General features: G+C 52.7%; 19 protein-coding genes. 13 read left to right on the top strand and 6 right to left on the bottom strand.

Features of this window, described 5'->3' with window-relative positions; genetic code table 11:
* Positions 1–18 precede the first annotated feature (18 nt).
* The gene (deoR, locus tag HV477_RS04615; RefSeq protein WP_000450103.1) at positions 19–777 is read right to left on the bottom strand and encodes a DNA-binding transcriptional repressor DeoR; all 759 of its coding nucleotides are present in this window, start codon (positions 775–777) and stop codon (positions 19–21) included.
* A gap of 71 nt (positions 778–848) precedes the next feature.
* On the bottom strand, positions 849–1,457 hold the full coding sequence (gene ybjG / locus HV477_RS04610; RefSeq protein ID WP_023181381.1) for an undecaprenyl-diphosphate phosphatase: 609 nt from the start codon (positions 1,455–1,457) through the stop codon (positions 849–851).
* A 312-nt stretch (positions 1,458–1,769) separates the two neighbouring features.
* Here ybjG and HV477_RS04605 point away from each other — a divergent pair, with 312 nt between their 5' ends.
* Complete coding sequence (locus tag HV477_RS04605; protein WP_001181284.1) at positions 1,770–3,002, top strand: MFS transporter; 1,233 nt, start codon at positions 1,770–1,772, stop codon at positions 3,000–3,002.
* 53 nt (positions 3,003–3,055) lie between these two features.
* Here the strand turns inward: HV477_RS04605 and HV477_RS04600 are convergent, their stop codons facing one another.
* Both HV477_RS04600 and HV477_RS04595 read right to left on the bottom strand, forming a co-directional pair.
* Entirely contained in the window at positions 3,056–3,871 is an 816-nt protein-coding gene (locus HV477_RS04600; RefSeq protein ID WP_000023547.1) for a Cof-type HAD-IIB family hydrolase, read from the bottom strand.
* Entirely contained in the window at positions 3,868–5,079 is a 1,212-nt protein-coding gene (locus HV477_RS04595; RefSeq protein ID WP_079899230.1) for an MFS transporter, read from the bottom strand. The genes HV477_RS04600 and HV477_RS04595 overlap by 4 nt, the downstream gene beginning before the upstream one ends.
* Positions 5,080–5,246: 167 nt before the next feature.
* On the opposite strand from HV477_RS04595, the gene HV477_RS04590 reads away from it, so the two are divergent.
* The gene (locus tag HV477_RS04590) at positions 5,247–5,867 is read left to right on the top strand and encodes a TetR/AcrR family transcriptional regulator (protein ID WP_000661873.1); all 621 of its coding nucleotides are present in this window, start codon (positions 5,247–5,249) and stop codon (positions 5,865–5,867) included.
* Positions 5,868–5,983: 116 nt separating this feature from the next.
* Here the strand turns inward: HV477_RS04590 and HV477_RS04585 are convergent, their stop codons facing one another.
* Positions 5,984–7,669 (bottom strand): aspartate:alanine antiporter, encoded by a 1,686-nt coding sequence (locus HV477_RS04585; protein WP_001024853.1) that lies wholly within the window; start codon positions 7,667–7,669, stop codon positions 5,984–5,986.
* Positions 7,670–7,939: 270 nt separating this feature from the next.
* On the opposite strand from HV477_RS04585, the gene HV477_RS04580 reads away from it, so the two are divergent.
* Entirely contained in the window at positions 7,940–8,317 is a 378-nt protein-coding gene (locus tag HV477_RS04580; RefSeq protein WP_000680850.1) for an inner membrane protein YbjM, read from the top strand.
* A 31-nt stretch (positions 8,318–8,348) separates the two neighbouring features.
* Here HV477_RS04580 and HV477_RS04575 read toward each other — a convergent pair whose 3' ends face one another.
* On the bottom strand, positions 8,349–8,612 hold the full coding sequence (locus HV477_RS04575) for a GrxA family glutaredoxin (protein ID WP_000495513.1): 264 nt from the start codon (positions 8,610–8,612) through the stop codon (positions 8,349–8,351).
* Positions 8,613–8,781: 169 nt separating this feature from the next.
* Between HV477_RS04575 and HV477_RS04570 the strand changes: the two genes are divergently transcribed.
* From HV477_RS04570 to rlmC, 10 genes are all read left to right on the top strand, one after another.
* The gene (locus HV477_RS04570; RefSeq protein WP_001259131.1) at positions 8,782–9,072 is read left to right on the top strand and encodes a YbjC family protein; all 291 of its coding nucleotides are present in this window, start codon (positions 8,782–8,784) and stop codon (positions 9,070–9,072) included.
* Positions 9,056–9,778 (top strand): nitroreductase NfsA, encoded by a 723-nt coding sequence (gene nfsA / locus HV477_RS04565; RefSeq protein ID WP_000075300.1) that lies wholly within the window; start codon positions 9,056–9,058, stop codon positions 9,776–9,778. The genes HV477_RS04570 and nfsA overlap by 17 nt, the downstream gene beginning before the upstream one ends.
* 57 nt (positions 9,779–9,835) lie before the next feature.
* Positions 9,836–10,738 (top strand): 30S ribosomal protein S6--L-glutamate ligase, encoded by a 903-nt coding sequence (rimK, locus tag HV477_RS04560; RefSeq protein WP_000684361.1) that lies wholly within the window; start codon positions 9,836–9,838, stop codon positions 10,736–10,738.
* Positions 10,739–10,833: 95 nt separating this feature from the next.
* Positions 10,834–11,310 (top strand): YbjN domain-containing protein, encoded by a 477-nt coding sequence (locus tag HV477_RS04555; RefSeq protein ID WP_000624810.1) that lies wholly within the window; start codon positions 10,834–10,836, stop codon positions 11,308–11,310.
* Positions 11,311–11,658: 348 nt separating this feature from the next.
* A complete protein-coding gene (potF, locus tag HV477_RS04550) occupies positions 11,659–12,771 on the top strand; it encodes a spermidine/putrescine ABC transporter substrate-binding protein PotF (RefSeq protein WP_000125764.1) in 1,113 nt (370 codons plus the stop codon).
* An 87-nt stretch (positions 12,772–12,858) separates the two neighbouring features.
* Positions 12,859–13,992: a putrescine ABC transporter ATP-binding subunit PotG gene (gene potG, locus HV477_RS04545; protein ID WP_079826052.1), complete on the top strand. Its 1,134-nt coding sequence runs from the start codon at positions 12,859–12,861 to the stop codon at positions 13,990–13,992.
* Positions 13,993–14,001: 9 nt separating this feature from the next.
* On the top strand, positions 14,002–14,955 hold the full coding sequence (gene potH / locus HV477_RS04540; RefSeq protein WP_079899364.1) for a putrescine ABC transporter permease PotH: 954 nt from the start codon (positions 14,002–14,004) through the stop codon (positions 14,953–14,955).
* Positions 14,952–15,797 (top strand): putrescine ABC transporter permease PotI, encoded by an 846-nt coding sequence (gene potI / locus HV477_RS04535; RefSeq protein ID WP_001061632.1) that lies wholly within the window; start codon positions 14,952–14,954, stop codon positions 15,795–15,797. Before potH ends, potI begins: the two co-directional genes overlap by 4 nt.
* Positions 15,798–15,870: 73 nt before the next feature.
* Entirely contained in the window at positions 15,871–16,344 is a 474-nt protein-coding gene (locus HV477_RS04530; protein ID WP_001668047.1) for a YbjO family protein, read from the top strand.
* Positions 16,345–16,386: 42 nt separating this feature from the next.
* Entirely contained in the window at positions 16,387–17,517 is a 1,131-nt protein-coding gene (gene rlmC / locus HV477_RS04525) for a 23S rRNA (uracil(747)-C(5))-methyltransferase RlmC (RefSeq protein WP_079899363.1), read from the top strand.
* The last annotated feature ends 111 nt before the right edge of the window (positions 17,518–17,628 follow it).

Below are 17,628 nucleotides of genomic sequence, written 5' to 3'. Positions count from 1 at the left end.
GCATCCGGCTACGGGCGGTTAATACATCAGAGTAATTTGTTGCGCTTTAGCGTAGGCCACAAAGGCCTCATCGGGACGGCGGTCGCTGATAATCGTATCAAAGCGTGATAATTCCCCCATCCGCGCCGGACGTACCTTGCCGAATTTACTGTGATCCACCACCAGTACATGGCACTGTGCCATTGTCATTGCCCAATGTTTTACCGGCAGCTCTTCCAGATTAAAGCAGGTAGCGCCTTTACTGGTATGAACGCCAGCGGCGGAATAAAACGCGATATCCGGACAAATATTGTTTAACGTTTCATGGAAATCAAGCGGTTTGAAAATGGCGTTGCTGGCGTGAAACTCCCCGCCGCTGAGGATGGCGCGGCAATGGGGTTTGTCCTGCAGCGCCAGAAAGGTATTAAGTGAATAGCACACCGCCGTAAAGGGAAGGTCATTATCAATGGCTTCAATGATCCACGGCGTGGTGGTGCCACAGTCAATAAATACCGTCTGATGGGCTTGTACCAGGCCCGCAGCCAACTGAGCGGCTCGGCGTTTTTCTTCCACCAGACGAGATTTTTGATCGCTTAACAGATAATGGCTGGCGCTGCGGGGCTCCAGTACGATATAGCCGCCCAGCAACACGACAGGCGCGCTTTTATGGTTCAGGTCGCGACGAATGGTCATTTCAGAGACGCCCAACAGGGTCGCGGCTTCTTTAAGATGAAGTTTATCGCTGCGTTTTAAGGCCTGCAGCAATTGACCAATACGCTCGTCGCGTCGCGTTTCCATAGTTCCCCTGGAGAGTTAAATAAGCGCTCCGCACCATACAGAGCGCTTAATATTACTCTTTTTTTCGCTGGTTAGTCACGTACCCAGCCTTTTCGAATGGGCAATGCGAAACAGAAACGGTAACAACGTTGCAGCGCCTGGTAGAGCGGCGCGCCGTACCATTGCCAGATCAGCTGTGCGCTCAGGCAGCCAAGCATCGCTACCAGCAGCGCGCCAATCATATCTAACGGCCAGTGTACGCCGAGATAGACGCGCGACCAGGCGATGGTCATGGCTATCGCCATCATCACGATGCCTGACCAGAGGCGGTGCCAGAACAAAAACGCCAGCGCAAAGGTAAAAATCACCGTACCGTGATCGCTGGGGAACGAGTCATCGGCGGCATGATGCAGGAAGTTATAGCCGATATGATCGACAAACGGACGGTCGTGCGGGAAAAGGTGTCCCATTGTCCAGGAGACCGCCAGACTGATAATCAGCGCGATGCCGATTTTAACGATCAGCTGACGCTGGGCGCAGACCCGATCGCGGGGCCCCCACAGCCAGAGTACAACGGCTAAGAGCGGGACGATGTTGATGACATCTTTGGCGATAAAGATAGCGAGCGAAATCGTCCACTGCGCGGAATCAGGCGTGGCGTTAATAAAATAAAACAGCGAGTTGTTAAGGTTTTCCAGCATAACATCCAGGCTCGGAGCAATGAAATCAAAAGGGATAGCCAGCTCATCCCCGTGCAAACTGAGCATAAATGCAGCGTAACAGAGAGGAAAAGCAGTATTGTCTTATTTGGCGGCAACATGAAGAGATTTAAGACAATGGCATAAAATAACGTTGATGATAACGGCGCAAACTTAAATTAACCTTAAAGTATGCAAGCGCTAAGTGGCTTTCTGTAAAAATGTGCGCTATTTCCCTTGCAGCCTCATAATTCGCTATCTCAGTTCCCCGACTTTCATTACACTCTGCGCGGTTTTTATTGGCGAAGAGATGGTATGCAGAATCGTTTACAATCAGGCGGCAGGCTGGGACGTCAGGCGCTGCTTTTTCCTCTCTGTCTGGTGCTGTACGAATTTTCTACTTATATTGGCAACGACATGATCCAGCCGGGTATGCTGGCGGTGGTTGAGCAGTATCAGGCGGGCCTGGACTGGGTTCCGACGTCCATGACCGCTTATCTGGCGGGCGGTATGTTCTTACAGTGGCTGCTTGGCCCGTTGTCTGACCGGATTGGCCGTCGTCCCGTGATGCTGGCGGGCGTCGTGTGGTTTATTGTCACCTGCCTGGCGACGTTACTGGCGAAAAACATCGAACAATTTACTTTCCTGCGTTTTTTGCAAGGGATTAGCCTGTGTTTTATCGGCGCTGTAGGGTATGCCGCGATTCAGGAGTCCTTTGAGGAGGCGGTGTGTATAAAAATTACCGCGCTGATGGCGAACGTGGCGTTAATCGCGCCGCTACTGGGACCACTGGTTGGGGCGGCATGGGTGCATGTTCTGCCGTGGGAGGGGATGTTTATTTTATTTGCCGCACTGGCCGCTATCGCCTTTTTCGGGCTACAGCGCGCAATGCCGGAGACCGCCACGCGGCGGGGCGAAACGCTGTCATTTAAGGCGCTGGGCCGGGATTATCGACTGGTGATAAAAAACCGGCGGTTCGTCGCAGGGGCGTTAGCGCTGGGATTTGTCAGCCTGCCGCTGTTGGCCTGGATTGCGCAGTCGCCGATTATCATCATTAGCGGCGAACAGCTCAGCAGCTATGAATATGGTCTGCTGCAGGTGCCCGTTTTTGGCGCGCTCATTGCCGGTAATCTGGTGTTAGCGCGTTTAACCTCCCGACGTACGGTTCGCTCGCTGATCGTGATGGGCGGCTGGCCTATCGTCGCGGGGCTGATCATCGCCGCGGCGGCGACGGTGGTTTCATCCCATGCTTATTTATGGATGACGGCGGGATTAAGCGTATACGCTTTTGGCATTGGGCTGGCGAATGCCGGACTGGTGCGTCTGACGCTCTTTTCCAGCGATATGAGTAAAGGAACGGTCTCGGCGGCGATGGGAATGCTACAAATGCTGATTTTTACCGTTGGCATTGAAGTCAGTAAACACGCCTGGTTAAGCGGCGGCAATGGGCTATTTAGCCTGTTTAATCTGGCAAACGGTATTCTTTGGCTACTGCTGATGCTGGTCTTCTTAAAAGATAAGCGGACGGGGAATTTGCAAACAGTCTGAGAGAGCGGCTACGCCTGATAAGCTTTCTGTTATCAGGCATAGAGAGGCATCCGCTAGACGTTGAACGGCGGCTCGTTGTTTAATACGCTGTCGATAATATCCAGCACGCCTTCCTGGTTGTTCGATCCGGCGCGGTATTTCGCCGCCGCCGCGACTGCTTCGCTGGCGTGCGACATGGCAAAACTAAACCCGGCCTGACGCAGCATCTCAATATCGTTGCCGCCGTCGCCGAATACCACCACTTCACTATCATGAATGCCCCAGCGCTGCTGTAACAGACGCAGGCCGTTGGCTTTATGCACGCCGGGAATAATTAAATCAATACTGCCATAGCCGGTATGAACGGGAACCATGATATCGCCAATGGCGTCGTGCAGCGCCGCCTGTACTTCCGGTATCCGTTCATCGGTAATATTAAGGCCGAATTTGAAAAAGACATCGTTGATATTATTAAAATTATCCACAAACTCCAGACGATGATAATACATTGCCGCAACGGCTTTTAACGCATCGTCGTAGCGTTTCAGCGTGTAGGCGCTGTTTTTTCCACAGGCGATGATCTCCACATCGGCGCGTGTGAGCAGGTGTTCGACAACCGCCTGGAAGTCGGCTTTTGTCAGCTCGCCGTTAAAAATATCCTCGCCTTCGCTGACCACCCAGCCGCCGTTTTCCGCGACAAAAGCGATTTCGTGCGCAATTTCCGGAAAGAACGAGATTAACTGGTAATACTGGTTGCCGCTGGCCACGACAAAGCGAATGCCTTGCCGCTTCATTTGTTGGTACTGCGCCATAAACCGGTCACGGTTATAGGTTTTTTGATCGCTCAGAAAAGTGCCGTCCATGTCGACGGCGATTAATTTGATACTCATGCGTTATGCTCCATCACCGGTTGCGGAGTCGATACAGGTTTGGCGACGGCCTTCGCCACCAGCGCCGCCAGAATAACCAGCGCCAGCACAACCATCATGGCGCTGCGTAATCCATAATGCTCTCCCAGATAGCCCAACAGCGGCGGCCCGACCAAAAACGCCAGATAGCCGGTCGTGGCGACAACGCTCACGCGCGTCGGCGCGTCGGGACCGGTATCGCTGGCGGCGGAAATGGTCAGCGGGAAGCCGAGCGAAGCGCCTAAGCCCCAAAGAATGACCGAGACGCCGGCGACCCAGTCGCTATCGACAAAAATAATCAGGCCAATGCCCAGCGCTCCCATCAACGCGCTGGCGCGAACAACCGTCACCCGGCTATAGCGGTCAATAAACCTGCCGCCGGTAAAGCGGCCAACGGTCATACCAAGCGTGAAACCGGCGTAGATCAGAGAGCCGGAGGTTGGGCTAAAACCGTGTCCGTCTACCATCAGTAGCGGCAGCCAGTCATTCGCAGAGCCTTCGGCGAATGCCATTGCCAGCACCACCACGCCAATAAGCAAAAGCTGGATGTCCCGATAAAAAGGTAATCCTTTTTCCTGAAGGTGAGCATCTTCCGATGCGTTTTTACCCGTACCGTCAGGGATCGCCCGAATGGCGATAAAAATGGGCGCGATCGCCACGGCAGCCGCGAGGATGATATGGATGTTAGCCGGGACGCTTAATGCGGTTAACGCCATGCCGACACCAGCGCCCGCCAGCGTGCCGAAACTGTAGAAACCATGCATCATCGGCAGAACGGTTTTATTCAGCTCGCGTTCGACCGCCGCGCCTTCGACATTAATCGCCACTTCGGCGGCGCCAAAACTGGCGCCGAAAACGGCTAATCCAAGGGCAAAAATCAGCGGCGAGGCGCACCACAACGCGACGCTAAGAATGACCATCCCGCCTACTGCGCAGGTCATCGTCGTGCGAATAACCTTCCGGGTGCCAAATCGTTTCACCAGCCAGGCGGAACAAAGAATACCGCTCATTGAACCGATAGAAAGCCCGAATAAGACCGCCCCCATTTCCGCGGTAGAGACGGAAAGAATATCCCGAATAGCAGGCGTTCGGGTTGCCCAGGAGGCCATCAGCAGTCCGGGTAAAAAGAAGAACATAAACAGCGCCCAGGTACGGCGTTTTAAGGCGTTACGTGAGGAGAGGACGGTCATAGCGTCAGGCCAGAAAATAGAAGCGAGAGGTAAACATTAGCAAGCTTGTGTACATTTGTACATATCATCGTCATACTTCATTGTGCAGACAGTTTTTACTGTCTGTTTTTTCAGCGTAAACGGCAGGCTACTATCGCCTGCATCCTGAATGAGATGTGGAACTCATCATGAAAGAAAATGCCGTAAGACGCGCCAATGATCCTAAGCGACGGGAAAAAATAATTCAGGCCACACTGGAAGCGGTAAAGACCTATGGCGTTCATGCCGTGACGCACCGGAAAATCGCCGCTATCGCTCAGGTGCCGCTTGGCTCGATGACCTACTATTTTGCCGGTATGGATGCGTTATTGAGTGAAGCTTTTACACTTTTCACCGAGAACATGTCGCGTCAATACCAGGACTTTTTTGCGCAGGTGACGGATGCGGAGGGGGCGTGCCAGGCGATAACGGAAATGATTTACGGCTCGCAGGTTACGACGCCGGATAATATGGCGTTAATGTATCAGTTATATGCCTATGCCAGCGATAAGCCAGCGTTAAAAATAGTCATGCAAAACTGGATGCAGCGTAGCCAGAATACGCTGGCGCAGTGGTTTGACGCGCAGACCGCCCGCGCGCTGGATGCGTTTATCGAGGGGATGACGCTGCATTTTGTAACGGATCGAACGCCGCTGGCGCGTGAAGCGATTTTACAGATGGTAAAGCGAATCGCCGGAGAGTCAATGTCGTGTCACTCTGCGTCAGGCAACAAAAAACCCACCAACCTTGAACCGAAATGGCGGGGTTGATGGGCTCCACAAAATGGGGACATCAAAGAAAAGCAGTGGCAATAGGTATGACTGATGCTTTAACGAAAAGTTCGACCTATTGGCAAAATTTTTTCACTTAAAGGCAAACTTCAGTTTTATCCTAACCCCGGCCAGATGATGACAATAAGCGTCCCCGCCAGCGTGAGCAGAACGTTGGCGATGGCGTAAGTCCCCGCATAACCCAGCGCTGGAATATTACTGCGCGCCGTATCGCTAATGATTTCCATCGCCGGGGCGCAGGTACGCGCGCCCATCATGGCACCGAACAGCAGCGCCCGGTTCATGCGCAGCACATAAGCGCCAAACAAGAAGCAGATCACCACCGGTACCAGGCTGACGACAAGCCCGGCGATCAGCATTTGTCCGCCGACCGCGCCCAGACCGTTGCTGATACCGCTGCCGGCGCTTAAACCAACGCCTGCCATAAACACCATCAAGCCGAATTCTTTCACCATATTAAGCGCGCCCTGCGGAATATAACCAAAGGTAGGATGGTTAGCGCGCAGGAAACCGAGCATGATCCCGGCGAACAGCAATCCGGCCGCGTTGCCGATACCGAAACTAAAATTGCTGAACTGGAAGGTAATCATCCCGATCATTAACCCGATGATAAAAAAAGCGCAGAAGGCAAGCAGGTCCGTCACCTGACTATGAATCGAAATAAAACCAATGCGATCGGCGATGGTTTTTACGCGTCTGGCGTCGCCGCTCACCTGTAACACGTCGCCTTTATTCAGCACGACGTTATCGTCGATAGGCATTTCGATCTGGCTGCGGATGACGCGGTTAAGGAAGCAGCCATGATCGGTCAGCTTGAGCTGAGCGAGGCGGCGACCGACCGCATTGTGGTTTTTCACCACAATTTCTTCCGTCACGATGCGCATATCAAGCAGATCGCGATCAAACACTTCCTTACCATTACGGAAGCTGGGATCGAGCCTGGCGTGCGCGTCCGGATAGCCGACCAGCGCAATCTCATCGCCCATTTGCAGCACCGCATCGCCATCCGGGTTCGCCAGAATACCGTTACGGCGAATACGTTCGATATAGCAGCCTGTCTGGCGGTAAATACCCAGCTCGCGCAGGTTTTTACCGTCAGTCCAGGCCACCAGTTCCGGGCCAACCCGATAGGCGCGGATAACCGGCAAATAAACCTTGCGATTAGCATCGGTATCCAGACCGCGCTCGCGAGCAATTTGCTGGGCGCTGGTTTGCAAATCCTGATGCTGTAGTTTAGGCAAGTAACGCGCGCCCACGATCAGACTGACCAACCCAATCAGATAGGTCAGGGCATAACCCAGGCTCAGATTATCAAGAGCGGAGGAGAGTTGGGTGCTGGCGATGCCGGAATGTCGCAGGGTATCGCCTGCGCCAACCAGCACGGGCGTGGATGTCATTGAGCCGGCCAGCATACCGGCCGTCAGGCCGATATCCCAGCCGAATAGCTTACCAAGGCCTAAGGCGATTAGCAGAGCGCTACCGACCATGACCAGGGCAAGCATCAGATAATTTTTACCGTCGCGAAAAAAAATCGAAAAAAAGTTGGGGCCAGCCTCGACGCCGACACAAAAAATAAACAGCATAAATCCCAGATTTAGCGCGTCGGTGTTAATACTAAAGTGTTGCTGCCCTAATAATAGAGAGACCACTAAAACGCCAATGGAATTACCAAGTTGGACTGAACCCAGACGTAACTTGCCAAGACACAGGCCAAGAGCCAGGACCACAAATAATAACAGGATGTAATTCCCATTTAACAAATCTGCGACGTTTATATTCACGGAGACTAACTTCTTGTTTACGAGTAAGCTGTTGAAAGAAATGGTAATTTACGCTACTGTTTTTATCATGAATTAAGGGTGCAATCGTATTGCATACAGCATCCAAATAAAAACAACACAACAATATATCCTGCTAGTTTAATCTTATTGCGTACTAACGGCTATAAGAATCGTGCAGGTGTGTTTTTGGCATGGAATGCCACATGACTTTATCTGACTGGATGCCTCACGGCGGAAAGCGTGTTCGATAGAGAGTGTCAGGAGGAACGATTGAAACATAAACACGGGTGGGCAAGCGTTGTCTGCTGCTTTGTACTCTTTATTGTGGTGTGTCTTTCATTAACTATGCATGTACAAGGCGCTTTTCGCGCGGCAGGGCATCCTGAGATTGGACTGTTATTTTTTACGTTGCCTGGTGCGGTGGCCAGTTTTTGTTCTCACCGACGCGAGGTGATCCGACCGCTGATCGGGGCGATGCTGGCGGCGCCGTTTTGCCTGGTGTTAATGCGCGTGGTATTTATGCCTACCCGATCGTTTTGGCAAGAACTGGCGTGGTTATTTAGCGCCGTATTCTGGTGTGCGTTAGGCGCGCTCTGCTATTTGTTTATTAGCAGCCTGTTTAGCCACCGGCGAAAAAAACGCCGATAGCGCCCTCCGTCAGAGGGCGTTGCCAGAGCAATCAGGCGAAAAGATTCAGATTTTCTTTTGCCCATGCTTCAAAATCCGTACAGCCGCCGATATGTTTTTGATCGACAAAAATCTGCGGTACGGTTTCTACAGGTTTACCTACGGTTTTTTCCAAATCCGCTTTAGTAATGCCTTCAGCATGGATATCAATATAGCGGTAGTTGAAATCGTCGCGTTCTTTGCTCAGTTTTTCCGCCAACTCTTTTGCACGCACGCAATAAGGGCACCCTGGGCGGCCAAAAATAACAGTAAACATATCTCTCCTCGAACATAAAGCCAGACGGCGAACAGGTGTTATCATGCCGCGATTTACGGCAGATGAAAAGCAGGTTACGCCTGTTCCTTTGATAACCCAGGGCTATATCTGTTAAGCACGCCGGACCAGAACGTTCTACACTGTGCGTCAGTTAACCGGGAGGCTTGATATGCGCACGATTGGCGTGTTACCCAAAAGCGTACTGATACTGGAATGCCTCGGTATGATTTTGCTGGCGCTTGCTCTGCTATCGCTTAATCATTACCTTACGCTGCCCGCGCCGTTCAATACGCCGCTGGCTGGCGTATTGATGGTTTTCCTGGGCGTCGTGTTGATCCTCCCCGCCGCGGTGGCGATGATGTGGCGTATTGCGCAGTTACTGGCGCCGCAGTTGATGAAACGTCCACCCGACATTTCTTCCCGTTCAGATAGAGAAAAGCATAATGAGTCCGACCATTGAACTTCTTTGTGGCCATCGTTCTATTCGCCATTTCACCGATGAACCCGTGACTGACGCGCAGCGAGAGGCCATTATTGCCGCCGCGCGCAGCACGTCCAGTTCCAGTTTTTTACAGTGCAGCTCTATTATCCGTATTACCGATAGGGCGCTGCGCGAGGCGTTAGTGCCCCTGACGGGCGGGCAAAAGCATGTGGCGCAGGCCGCTGAGTTCTGGGTATTTTGCGCCGATTTTAATCGTCATTTGCAGATCTGTCCTGACGCGCAGTTGGGGCTTGCCGAACAACTGCTGCTCGGTGTCGTCGATACGGCGATGATGGGGCAAAATGCGCTGACGGCGGCGGAATCACTGGGATTAGGCGGCGTGTATATCGGCGGCATCCGTAACAATATTGAGTCTGTTACCGAACTATTAAAATTGCCGAAGCATGTATTGCCGCTCTTTGGCCTGTGTTTGGGATGGCCTGCGGATAATCCGGATCTGAAACCGCGCCTGCCTGCCGAGCTTGTGGTTCATGAGAACCAGTATCAACCGCTTGATGAAAAGCTGCTGGCGCGCTATGACGAGCAGTTGGCTGAGTATTATCTGACCCGCGGCAGTAATACGCGACGCGATACCTGGAGCGATCATATCCGTCGCACCCTGATTAAAGAAAATCGCCCATTTATCCTTGAATATTTGCATAAACAGGGCTGGGCGACGCGCTAAAACCTGCGGGCCAGTGTATGATACGCGGGCTTTTCAGGGTTTTCAGCGAGGTGCAGGGTGAAAATTGCCATATTGTCCAGGGATGGAACGCTCTATTCTTGCAAACGTCTGCGCGAAGCGGCGATGCGGCGCGGCCATCTGGTCGAGATACTCGATCCTCTTTCCTGCTATATGAATATTAATCCGGCTGCGTCGTCGATCCATTACAAGGGGCGTCGTCTGCCCCATTTTGACGCCGTTATTCCCCGTATTGGTTCGGCCATTACCTTTTATGGTACCGCTGCGCTACGTCAGTTTGAGCTACTGGGTAGCTATCCGCTGAATGAATCCGTCGCTATTACCCGCGCGCGCGATAAGCTGCGATCGCTACAACTTCTGGCGCGCCAGGGGATCGATCTCCCCATTACCGGGATCGCCCATTCGCCGGATGATACCAGCGATCTTATTAAGATGGTTGGCGGGGCGCCGCTGGTCGTGAAGCTGGTAGAAGGCACGCAAGGGATCGGCGTGGTATTGGCGGAGACGCGTCAGGCTGCTGAAAGCGTTATTGATGCGTTTCGGGGGCTGAATGCCCATATCCTGGTTCAGGAATACATTGCCGAAGCTAAAGGATGCGATATTCGTTGTCTGGTCGTCGGCAATGAGGTTGTGGCGGCGATTGAGCGGTGCGCGAAAGCCGGTGATTTTCGCTCCAATCTTCATCGTGGCGGGGTGGCCAGCATCGCGACGATCACGCCTCGTGAACGGGATATCGCCATCAAAGCCGCACAAACGCTGGGGCTGGATGTGGCGGGCGTCGATATTTTACGCGCCGCGCGCGGGCCGCTGGTGATGGAGGTGAATGCCTCGCCGGGACTGGAAGGTATCGAAAAGACTACGGGCGTAGATATCGCGGGGCGAATGATTCAGTGGATAGAACGTCACGCTACACCTGAATTTTGCCTTAAAATCGGCGGCTAATCGCAATCGTGGATTCCGCCGTAGTACGAAGCACGCTTTTTGCGTAAGCTGTGCCGGTAATTTTTCATCGTCATCGTAAGAGGTAGCACATTATTATGATATCACTGGTCGTTCCCACTCTGGATACGTTGCGTCAATGGCTCGACGACCTGGGCATGAATTTCTTCGAATGTGATACCTGCCAGGCGCTGCATTTGCCGCATATGCAGAATTTTGACGGCGTCTACGATGCTAAAATCGATTTGGTGGACAACACCATTCTTTTTTCCGCGATGGCGGAGGTCAGGCCTTCCGCGTTGCTGCCGCTGGCAGCCGATCTCTCTGCTATCAACGCCAGTTCGTTGACGGTAAAAGCCTTTCTCGATATGCAGGATGATAATCTACCAAAACTGGTTGTGTGCCAGTCTTTATCCGTTATGCAAGGCGTCACCTACGAACAGTTCGAATGGTTTGTTCGCCAAAGTGAAGAGCAGATTTCTATGGTGATCCTTGAGGCCGGGGCGCATCAGCTTCTGTTTAACGCGGAAGAAGACGCGCAAAAAACCAGCGCAGTTGACCATTTTCTTCACTAATCCCTTCCGATAATCAGGCAGTCGCTGCCAGCGCGGCTGCTGTTTACGTTTTTTTATGCTGCTATTAACCTTTATTTAAAGAATTATTCACCTCCTTTCTGACCATTTCGCTTTATCACATAGACAAAACCTGCATAAAAAATTGATAAAAGGCGTTTTTTAATCTGGGCTATAGCCTCAAACCTTAGCTAAAGTTATTCTTGCGAAGCTTCTATAGCGAGCTTGATGGCAGGGAGGGCGACCTCTCTTCTTCATTTGTATCAAATGAAAAGGTATGCACATTTCAGGCATGTTTTAAACCACGCCTAATGGGTTCATTTGTTAACGGATTTCAGAAGGAAAGCGATGATGACCGCCTTAAAGAAAAAATGGCTATCGGGTCTGGTTGCGGGTGCTCTGATGGTCGTCTCTGTCGGCACGCTCGCTGCCGAACAAAAAACGCTGCACATTTATAACTGGTCAGATTATATCGCGCCGGACACGGTGGCGAACTTTGAAAAAGAGACCGGGATTAACGTTATCTATGATGTCTTTGACTCTAACGAAGTGCTGGAAGGCAAGTTAATGGCAGGCAGCACCGGGTTCGATCTGGTGGTGCCATCGGCCAGTTTTCTTGAGCGCCAGCTCACCGCGGGCGTTTTTCAGCCGCTGGATAAAAGCAAACTTCCCGGCTGGAAAAACCTCGATCCTGAACTGCTGAAACTGGTAGCGAAGCACGATCCTGACAACAAATACGCCATGCCCTATATGTGGGCCACGACGGGCATTGGCTATAACGTTGATAAAGTGAAAGCGGTGCTGGGGGATGATGCGCCAGTGAATAGCTGGGATTTAGTCCTCAAGCCGGAAAATCTGGAGAAGCTAAAAAGCTGCGGTGTCTCTTTCCTTGATGCGCCTGAAGAAATTTTTGCCACTGTGCTGAACTATCTGGATAAAGATCCGAATAGCAGCAAAGCGGATGACTACACCGGCCCGGCAACCGATCTGTTGTTGAAGCTACGGCCAAACATTCGCTATTTCCACTCCTCGCAATACATTAACGATCTGGCTAATGGCGATACTTGTGTAGCCATTGGCTGGGCGGGCGATGTCTGGCAGGCCGCTAACCGGGCGAAAGAGGCGAAAAATGGCGTCAATATCTCTTTCTCGATCCCCAAAGAGGGGGCAATGGCGTTTTTTGATGTGTTTGCCATGCCGGCTGACGCCAAAAATAAAGACGAGGCCTACCAGTTCCTTAATTATCTGCTGCGCCCTGATGTGATTGCCCATATTTCCGATCACGTTTTCTACGCCAATGCGAATAAAGAGGCGACGGCGCTGGTCAGCCAGCAGGTGCGCGATAACCCGGGAATTTATCCGCCGGCGGATGTGCGGGCCAAGTTGTTTACCCTGAAAGTGCAGGAGCCGAAGATCGATCGCGTCCGCACCCGCGCATGGACGAAGGTGAAAAGCGGTAAGTAATTTATTAACGGTATGGCCTGATAAGCGTGCGCTATCGGGCATTCCACCGTTTGTATCGTTTGATTGTGTTATGCCGGAGAGCGCCTTGTGAATGATGTCCCCCACCGCCCGCAGGTGAAAACCCGTAAAGCGCTGACGCCGCTTCTGGAAATTCGCAACCTGACGAAGTCATTCGACGGGCAACATGCTGTCGATGATGTCAGTCTGACTATCTATAAAGGCGAGATTTTTGCCCTGCTGGGCGCGTCAGGTTGTGGAAAATCGACTCTGCTACGGATGCTGGCAGGTTTTGAACCGCCGAGCAGCGGGCAAATTATGCTCGACGGCGTCGATCTGGCGCATGTTCCGCCGTATCAGCGTCCGATTAATATGATGTTTCAGTCCTATGCGTTGTTTCCGCATATGACGGTAGAGCAGAACATCGCTTTTGGTCTGAAGCAGGACAAACTGCCGAAGGCGGAGATTACCAGCCGCGTCAATGAGATGCTGGGTCTGGTGCACATGCAGGAGTTTGCAAAACGTAAGCCGCATCAGCTTTCCGGCGGTCAGCGCCAGCGCGTGGCCCTGGCGCGCAGCCTGGCGAAACGTCCTAAACTGCTCTTGTTGGATGAACCGATGGGCGCGCTGGATAAAAAATTACGCGACCGGATGCAGCTTGAAGTGGTGGATATCCTTGAGCGCGTCGGCGTGACCTGCGTCATGGTGACGCACGATCAGGAAGAAGCGATGACGATGGCGGGGCGCATTGCCATCATGAACCGTGGAAAATTTGTGCAAATTGGCGAACCGGAGGAGATTTACGAGCATCCGACGACCCGCTATAGCGCCGAATTTATCGGATCGGTAAATGTTTTTGAGGGCTTACTGAAAGCGCGTGAAGAGGACGGTCTGGTCATTGACGCGCCCGGTTTGGTACATCCGTTAAAAGTCGATGCGGATGCCTCTGTCGTTGATAATGTGCCGGTATATGTGGCGCTACGTCCGGAAAAAATCATGCTGTGTGAGTCGCTGCCTGCCGATGGCTATAATTTCGCCGTCGGCGAAGTGGCGCATATTGCGTATCTCGGCGATCTGTCTATTTATCACGTGCGGCTAAAAAGCGGGCAGATGATCAGCGCTCAACTGCAGAATGCGCACCGTTACCGGAAAGGGTTACCGACCTGGGGCGATGAAGTGCGTTTGTGCTGGGAAGCGGATAGCTGCGTGGTCCTGACGGTATAAGGGGGAAACATGAGCGCACTTGAACCTCCGGCACGCATCAGTAAACCTGGCGGCGCGGCGCTATGGTTGGCGCGAATGCAAATGAAACATGGGCGTAAGCTGGTTATTGCTTTGCCTTATATCTGGCTCATTCTGCTGTTTTTACTGCCGTTTCTTATCGTCTTTAAGATAAGTCTGGCGGAAATGGCGCGGGCGATCCCGCCGTATACCGATCTGCTGGAATGGGCTGACGGTCAGTTGTCGATTACGCTCAACCTCGGCAATTTTTTGCAACTGACCGACGATCCGCTCTATTTCGAAGCCTATCTACAATCGTTACAAATTGCCGGTATTTCCACAATCTGCTGCCTGCTGCTGGGCTACCCGCTGGCGTGGGCGGTGGCGCACAGCAAGCCCTCCACGCGCAATATCCTGCTGCTGTTGGTGATTCTGCCCTCGTGGACGTCTTTTTTAATACGCGTCTATGCCTGGATGGGCATTTTGAAAAACAACGGCGTGCTGAACAATGTGTTGCTGTGGCTAGGGGTTATCGATCAGCCGCTGACGATCCTGCACACTAACCTGGCCGTTTATATCGGCATTGTTTATGCTTATCTGCCGTTTATGGTTCTGCCCATTTATACCGCGTTGACGCGCATTGATTATTCGCTGGTGGAAGCGTCGCTGGATCTCGGCGCCCGACCGCTGAAAACGTTTTTTAGCATCATTGTCCCGCTCACCAAAGGCGGAATCATCGCCGGCTCGATGCTGGTTTTTATCCCGGCAGTGGGCGAGTTCGTGATCCCGGAACTGCTTGGTGGGCCGGACAGTATCATGATTGGTCGCGTCCTGTGGCAGGAGTTTTTCAATAACCGCGACTGGCCGGTGGCTTCTGCGGTCGCCATTATTATGTTGCTGCTGCTGATAGTCCCGATCATGTGGTTCCATAAACATCAGCAAAAAAGTGTGGGGGAGCACGGATGAATAACTTACCGGTCGTTCGCTCGCCCTGGCGCATTCTGATTCTGGTGCTGGGGTTTACTTTTCTCTATGCGCCGATGTTAATGTTGGTGATTTACTCGTTTAACAGTTCGAAGCTGGTGACGGTGTGGGCGGGATGGTCGACGCGCTGGTATGGCGAGCTCTTTCGGGATACCGCCATGATGAGCGCAGTGGGACTAAGCCTGACAATTGCCGCCTGCGCGGCGACGATGGCGGTGGTGCTCGGTACCATTGCTGCGGTGGTGATGGTGCGATTTGGACGGTTTCGCGGCGCAAACGGCTTTGCGTTTATGATCACCGCGCCGCTGGTGATGCCGGATGTGATTACCGGGCTGTCGCTGCTGCTGTTGTTTGTTGCGCTCGGTCATGCTATCGGCTGGCCCTCCGATCGCGGGATGCTGACCATCTGGTTGGCGCACGTCACGTTCTGTACCGCCTACGTGGCAGTGGTGATCGCTTCGCGATTACGCGAACTGGATCGTTCGATTGAAGAGGCGGCGATGGATCTTGGCGCGCCGCCGTTGAAAGTCTTTTTTGTCATTACGTTACCGATGATCATGCCAGCGGTGATCTCGGGCTGGCTGTTGGCCTTTACGCTTTCCCTTGACGATCTGGTGATTGCCAGCTTCGTTTCCGGTCCCGGCGCTACCACGCTACCGATGCTGGTTTTCTCCAGCGTGCGCATGGGCGTGAACCCGGAAATCAACGCGCTGGCGACGTTAATCCTCGGCGTGGTAGGAATCGTCGGATTTATTGCCTGGTACCTGATGGCGCGAGCGGAAAAACAGCGGATTCGCGATATCCAGCGTGCAAGACGCGGCTGAAGCCACTAAAATCTTCCACTATGGCAATGCGTTGCCGCGCGGGTCGCGGCATCATTTTCAGGGAAGACATTCATTGGGATTTATAAAGCAATCAACCTCATCACATGCCCGTTTAAATGTGCCTACGCTGGTGCAGGTTGCGGCTATGGCGATTATTTTGATTCGCGGTCTCGATGTGCTGATGATTATGAATACCCTCGGCATACGCGGGATGGGCGAGTTTATTCATCGCAGCGTGCAGACGTGGAGCTTAACCCTGGTCTTTCTGGCCAGCTTAGTGCTGGTCTTTATTGAAATTTATTGTGCGTTTTCGCTGGTGAAAGGCCGTAGCTGGGCGCGCTGGGTGTACCTGGCGACACAAATTATTGTAAGTGGGTATCTGTGGGCGGCGTCGTTAGGCTACGGGTATCCGGAGTTGTTTAGCATCGCGGGAGAATCGAAGCGTGATATCCTGCATTCCCTGGTCATGCAAAAACTCCCCGATCTTTTAATTCTGTTTCTGCTGTTTATTCCCGCTCCCAGCCGTCGGTTCTTCCGGCTGCAATAATGTGTATAATCGTCGCCCCGGATAATATGAAGGTTTTTTGGTATGCAGTGCGCACTCTATGACGCGGGTCGCTGCCGTTCCTGTCAATGGATTACGCAGTCGGTTAACGAACAACTTTCCGCAAAAACAGCCGATTTACATCGTTTGCTGGCCGGGCTGCCTGTTGAACAGTGGTGCGCGCCGATTAGCGGCCCGGAACAGCATTTCCGCAACAAAGCGAAAATGGTCGTGAGCGGTAGTGTAGAAAAACCGCTCTTCGGGATGCTGCATCGCGACGGTACGCCGGTCGATCTTTGCGGCTGCCCGCTGTATCCCGCCTCCTTTGCCCCCGTATTCAGCGCGCTAAAACCTTTTATTGCCCGTGCCGGACTCACGCCTTATAACGTGGCGCGAAAACGCGGCGAACTGAAATACCTGTTGCTGACGGAAAGTCAGTTCGATGGCGGTATGATGCTACGCTTCGTGTTGCGTTCAGAAACCAAACTTACGCAACTGCGCGCGGCGTTACCGTGGCTGCGCGCGCAACTGCCGCAGCTCAGAGTGATCACCGCGAATATCCAGCCGGTACATATGGCGATTATGGAAGGGGAGACGGAAATCTACCTGACGGATCAGCAGGCGCTGGCGGAACGTTTTAACGATGTGCCGCTGTGGATTCGTCCGCAAAGTTTCTTTCAGACCAACCCTACGGTCGCCAGCCGATTATATGCAACGGCGCGCGACTGGGTAGGGCAACTGCCGGTACGCCATATGTGGGATCTTTTTTGCGGAGTGGGCGGATTCGGCCTGCACTGCGCGACGCCGCAGATGCAATTAACCGGTATTGAGATCGCGCCGGAGGCGATTGCCTGCGCGAAGCAATCCGCTGCCGAGCTGGGATTGACCCGCCTTCATTTCCAGGCGCTGGATTCCACCCAATTCGCCACCGCACAAGGCGAAACGCCCGACCTGGTGTTGGTGAATCCTCCCCGCCGCGGCATTGGCAAGCCGTTGTGCGATTACCTTGCACAAATGGCGCCGCGTTTTATCATTTATTCGAGCTGTAACGCGCAGACGATGGCGCAGGATATTCGTCATCTGCCGAACTACCGTATTCAACGTGTTCAGCTTTTCGATATGTTCCCGCATACCGCGCATTATGAGGTTTTAACGTTACTGCGCAGGTCAATATAATCTATTCACAATATTTATTTTTATCCCTTAACTATTTCATAAAAATAATAAATACAATCAATTGATTATTTAATTCAATTGGTTGTATTTATATATTACCCTATTTTTGCA

This window comes from Salmonella sp. SG203, from assembly GCF_013350575.1.
Taxonomy (GTDB): Bacteria; Pseudomonadota; Gammaproteobacteria; order Enterobacterales; family Enterobacteriaceae; genus Salmonella; species Salmonella enterica.
The sequence above is the reverse complement of the archived record's forward strand: the minus strand, read 5'-3'. Positions and strand labels throughout refer to the sequence as shown.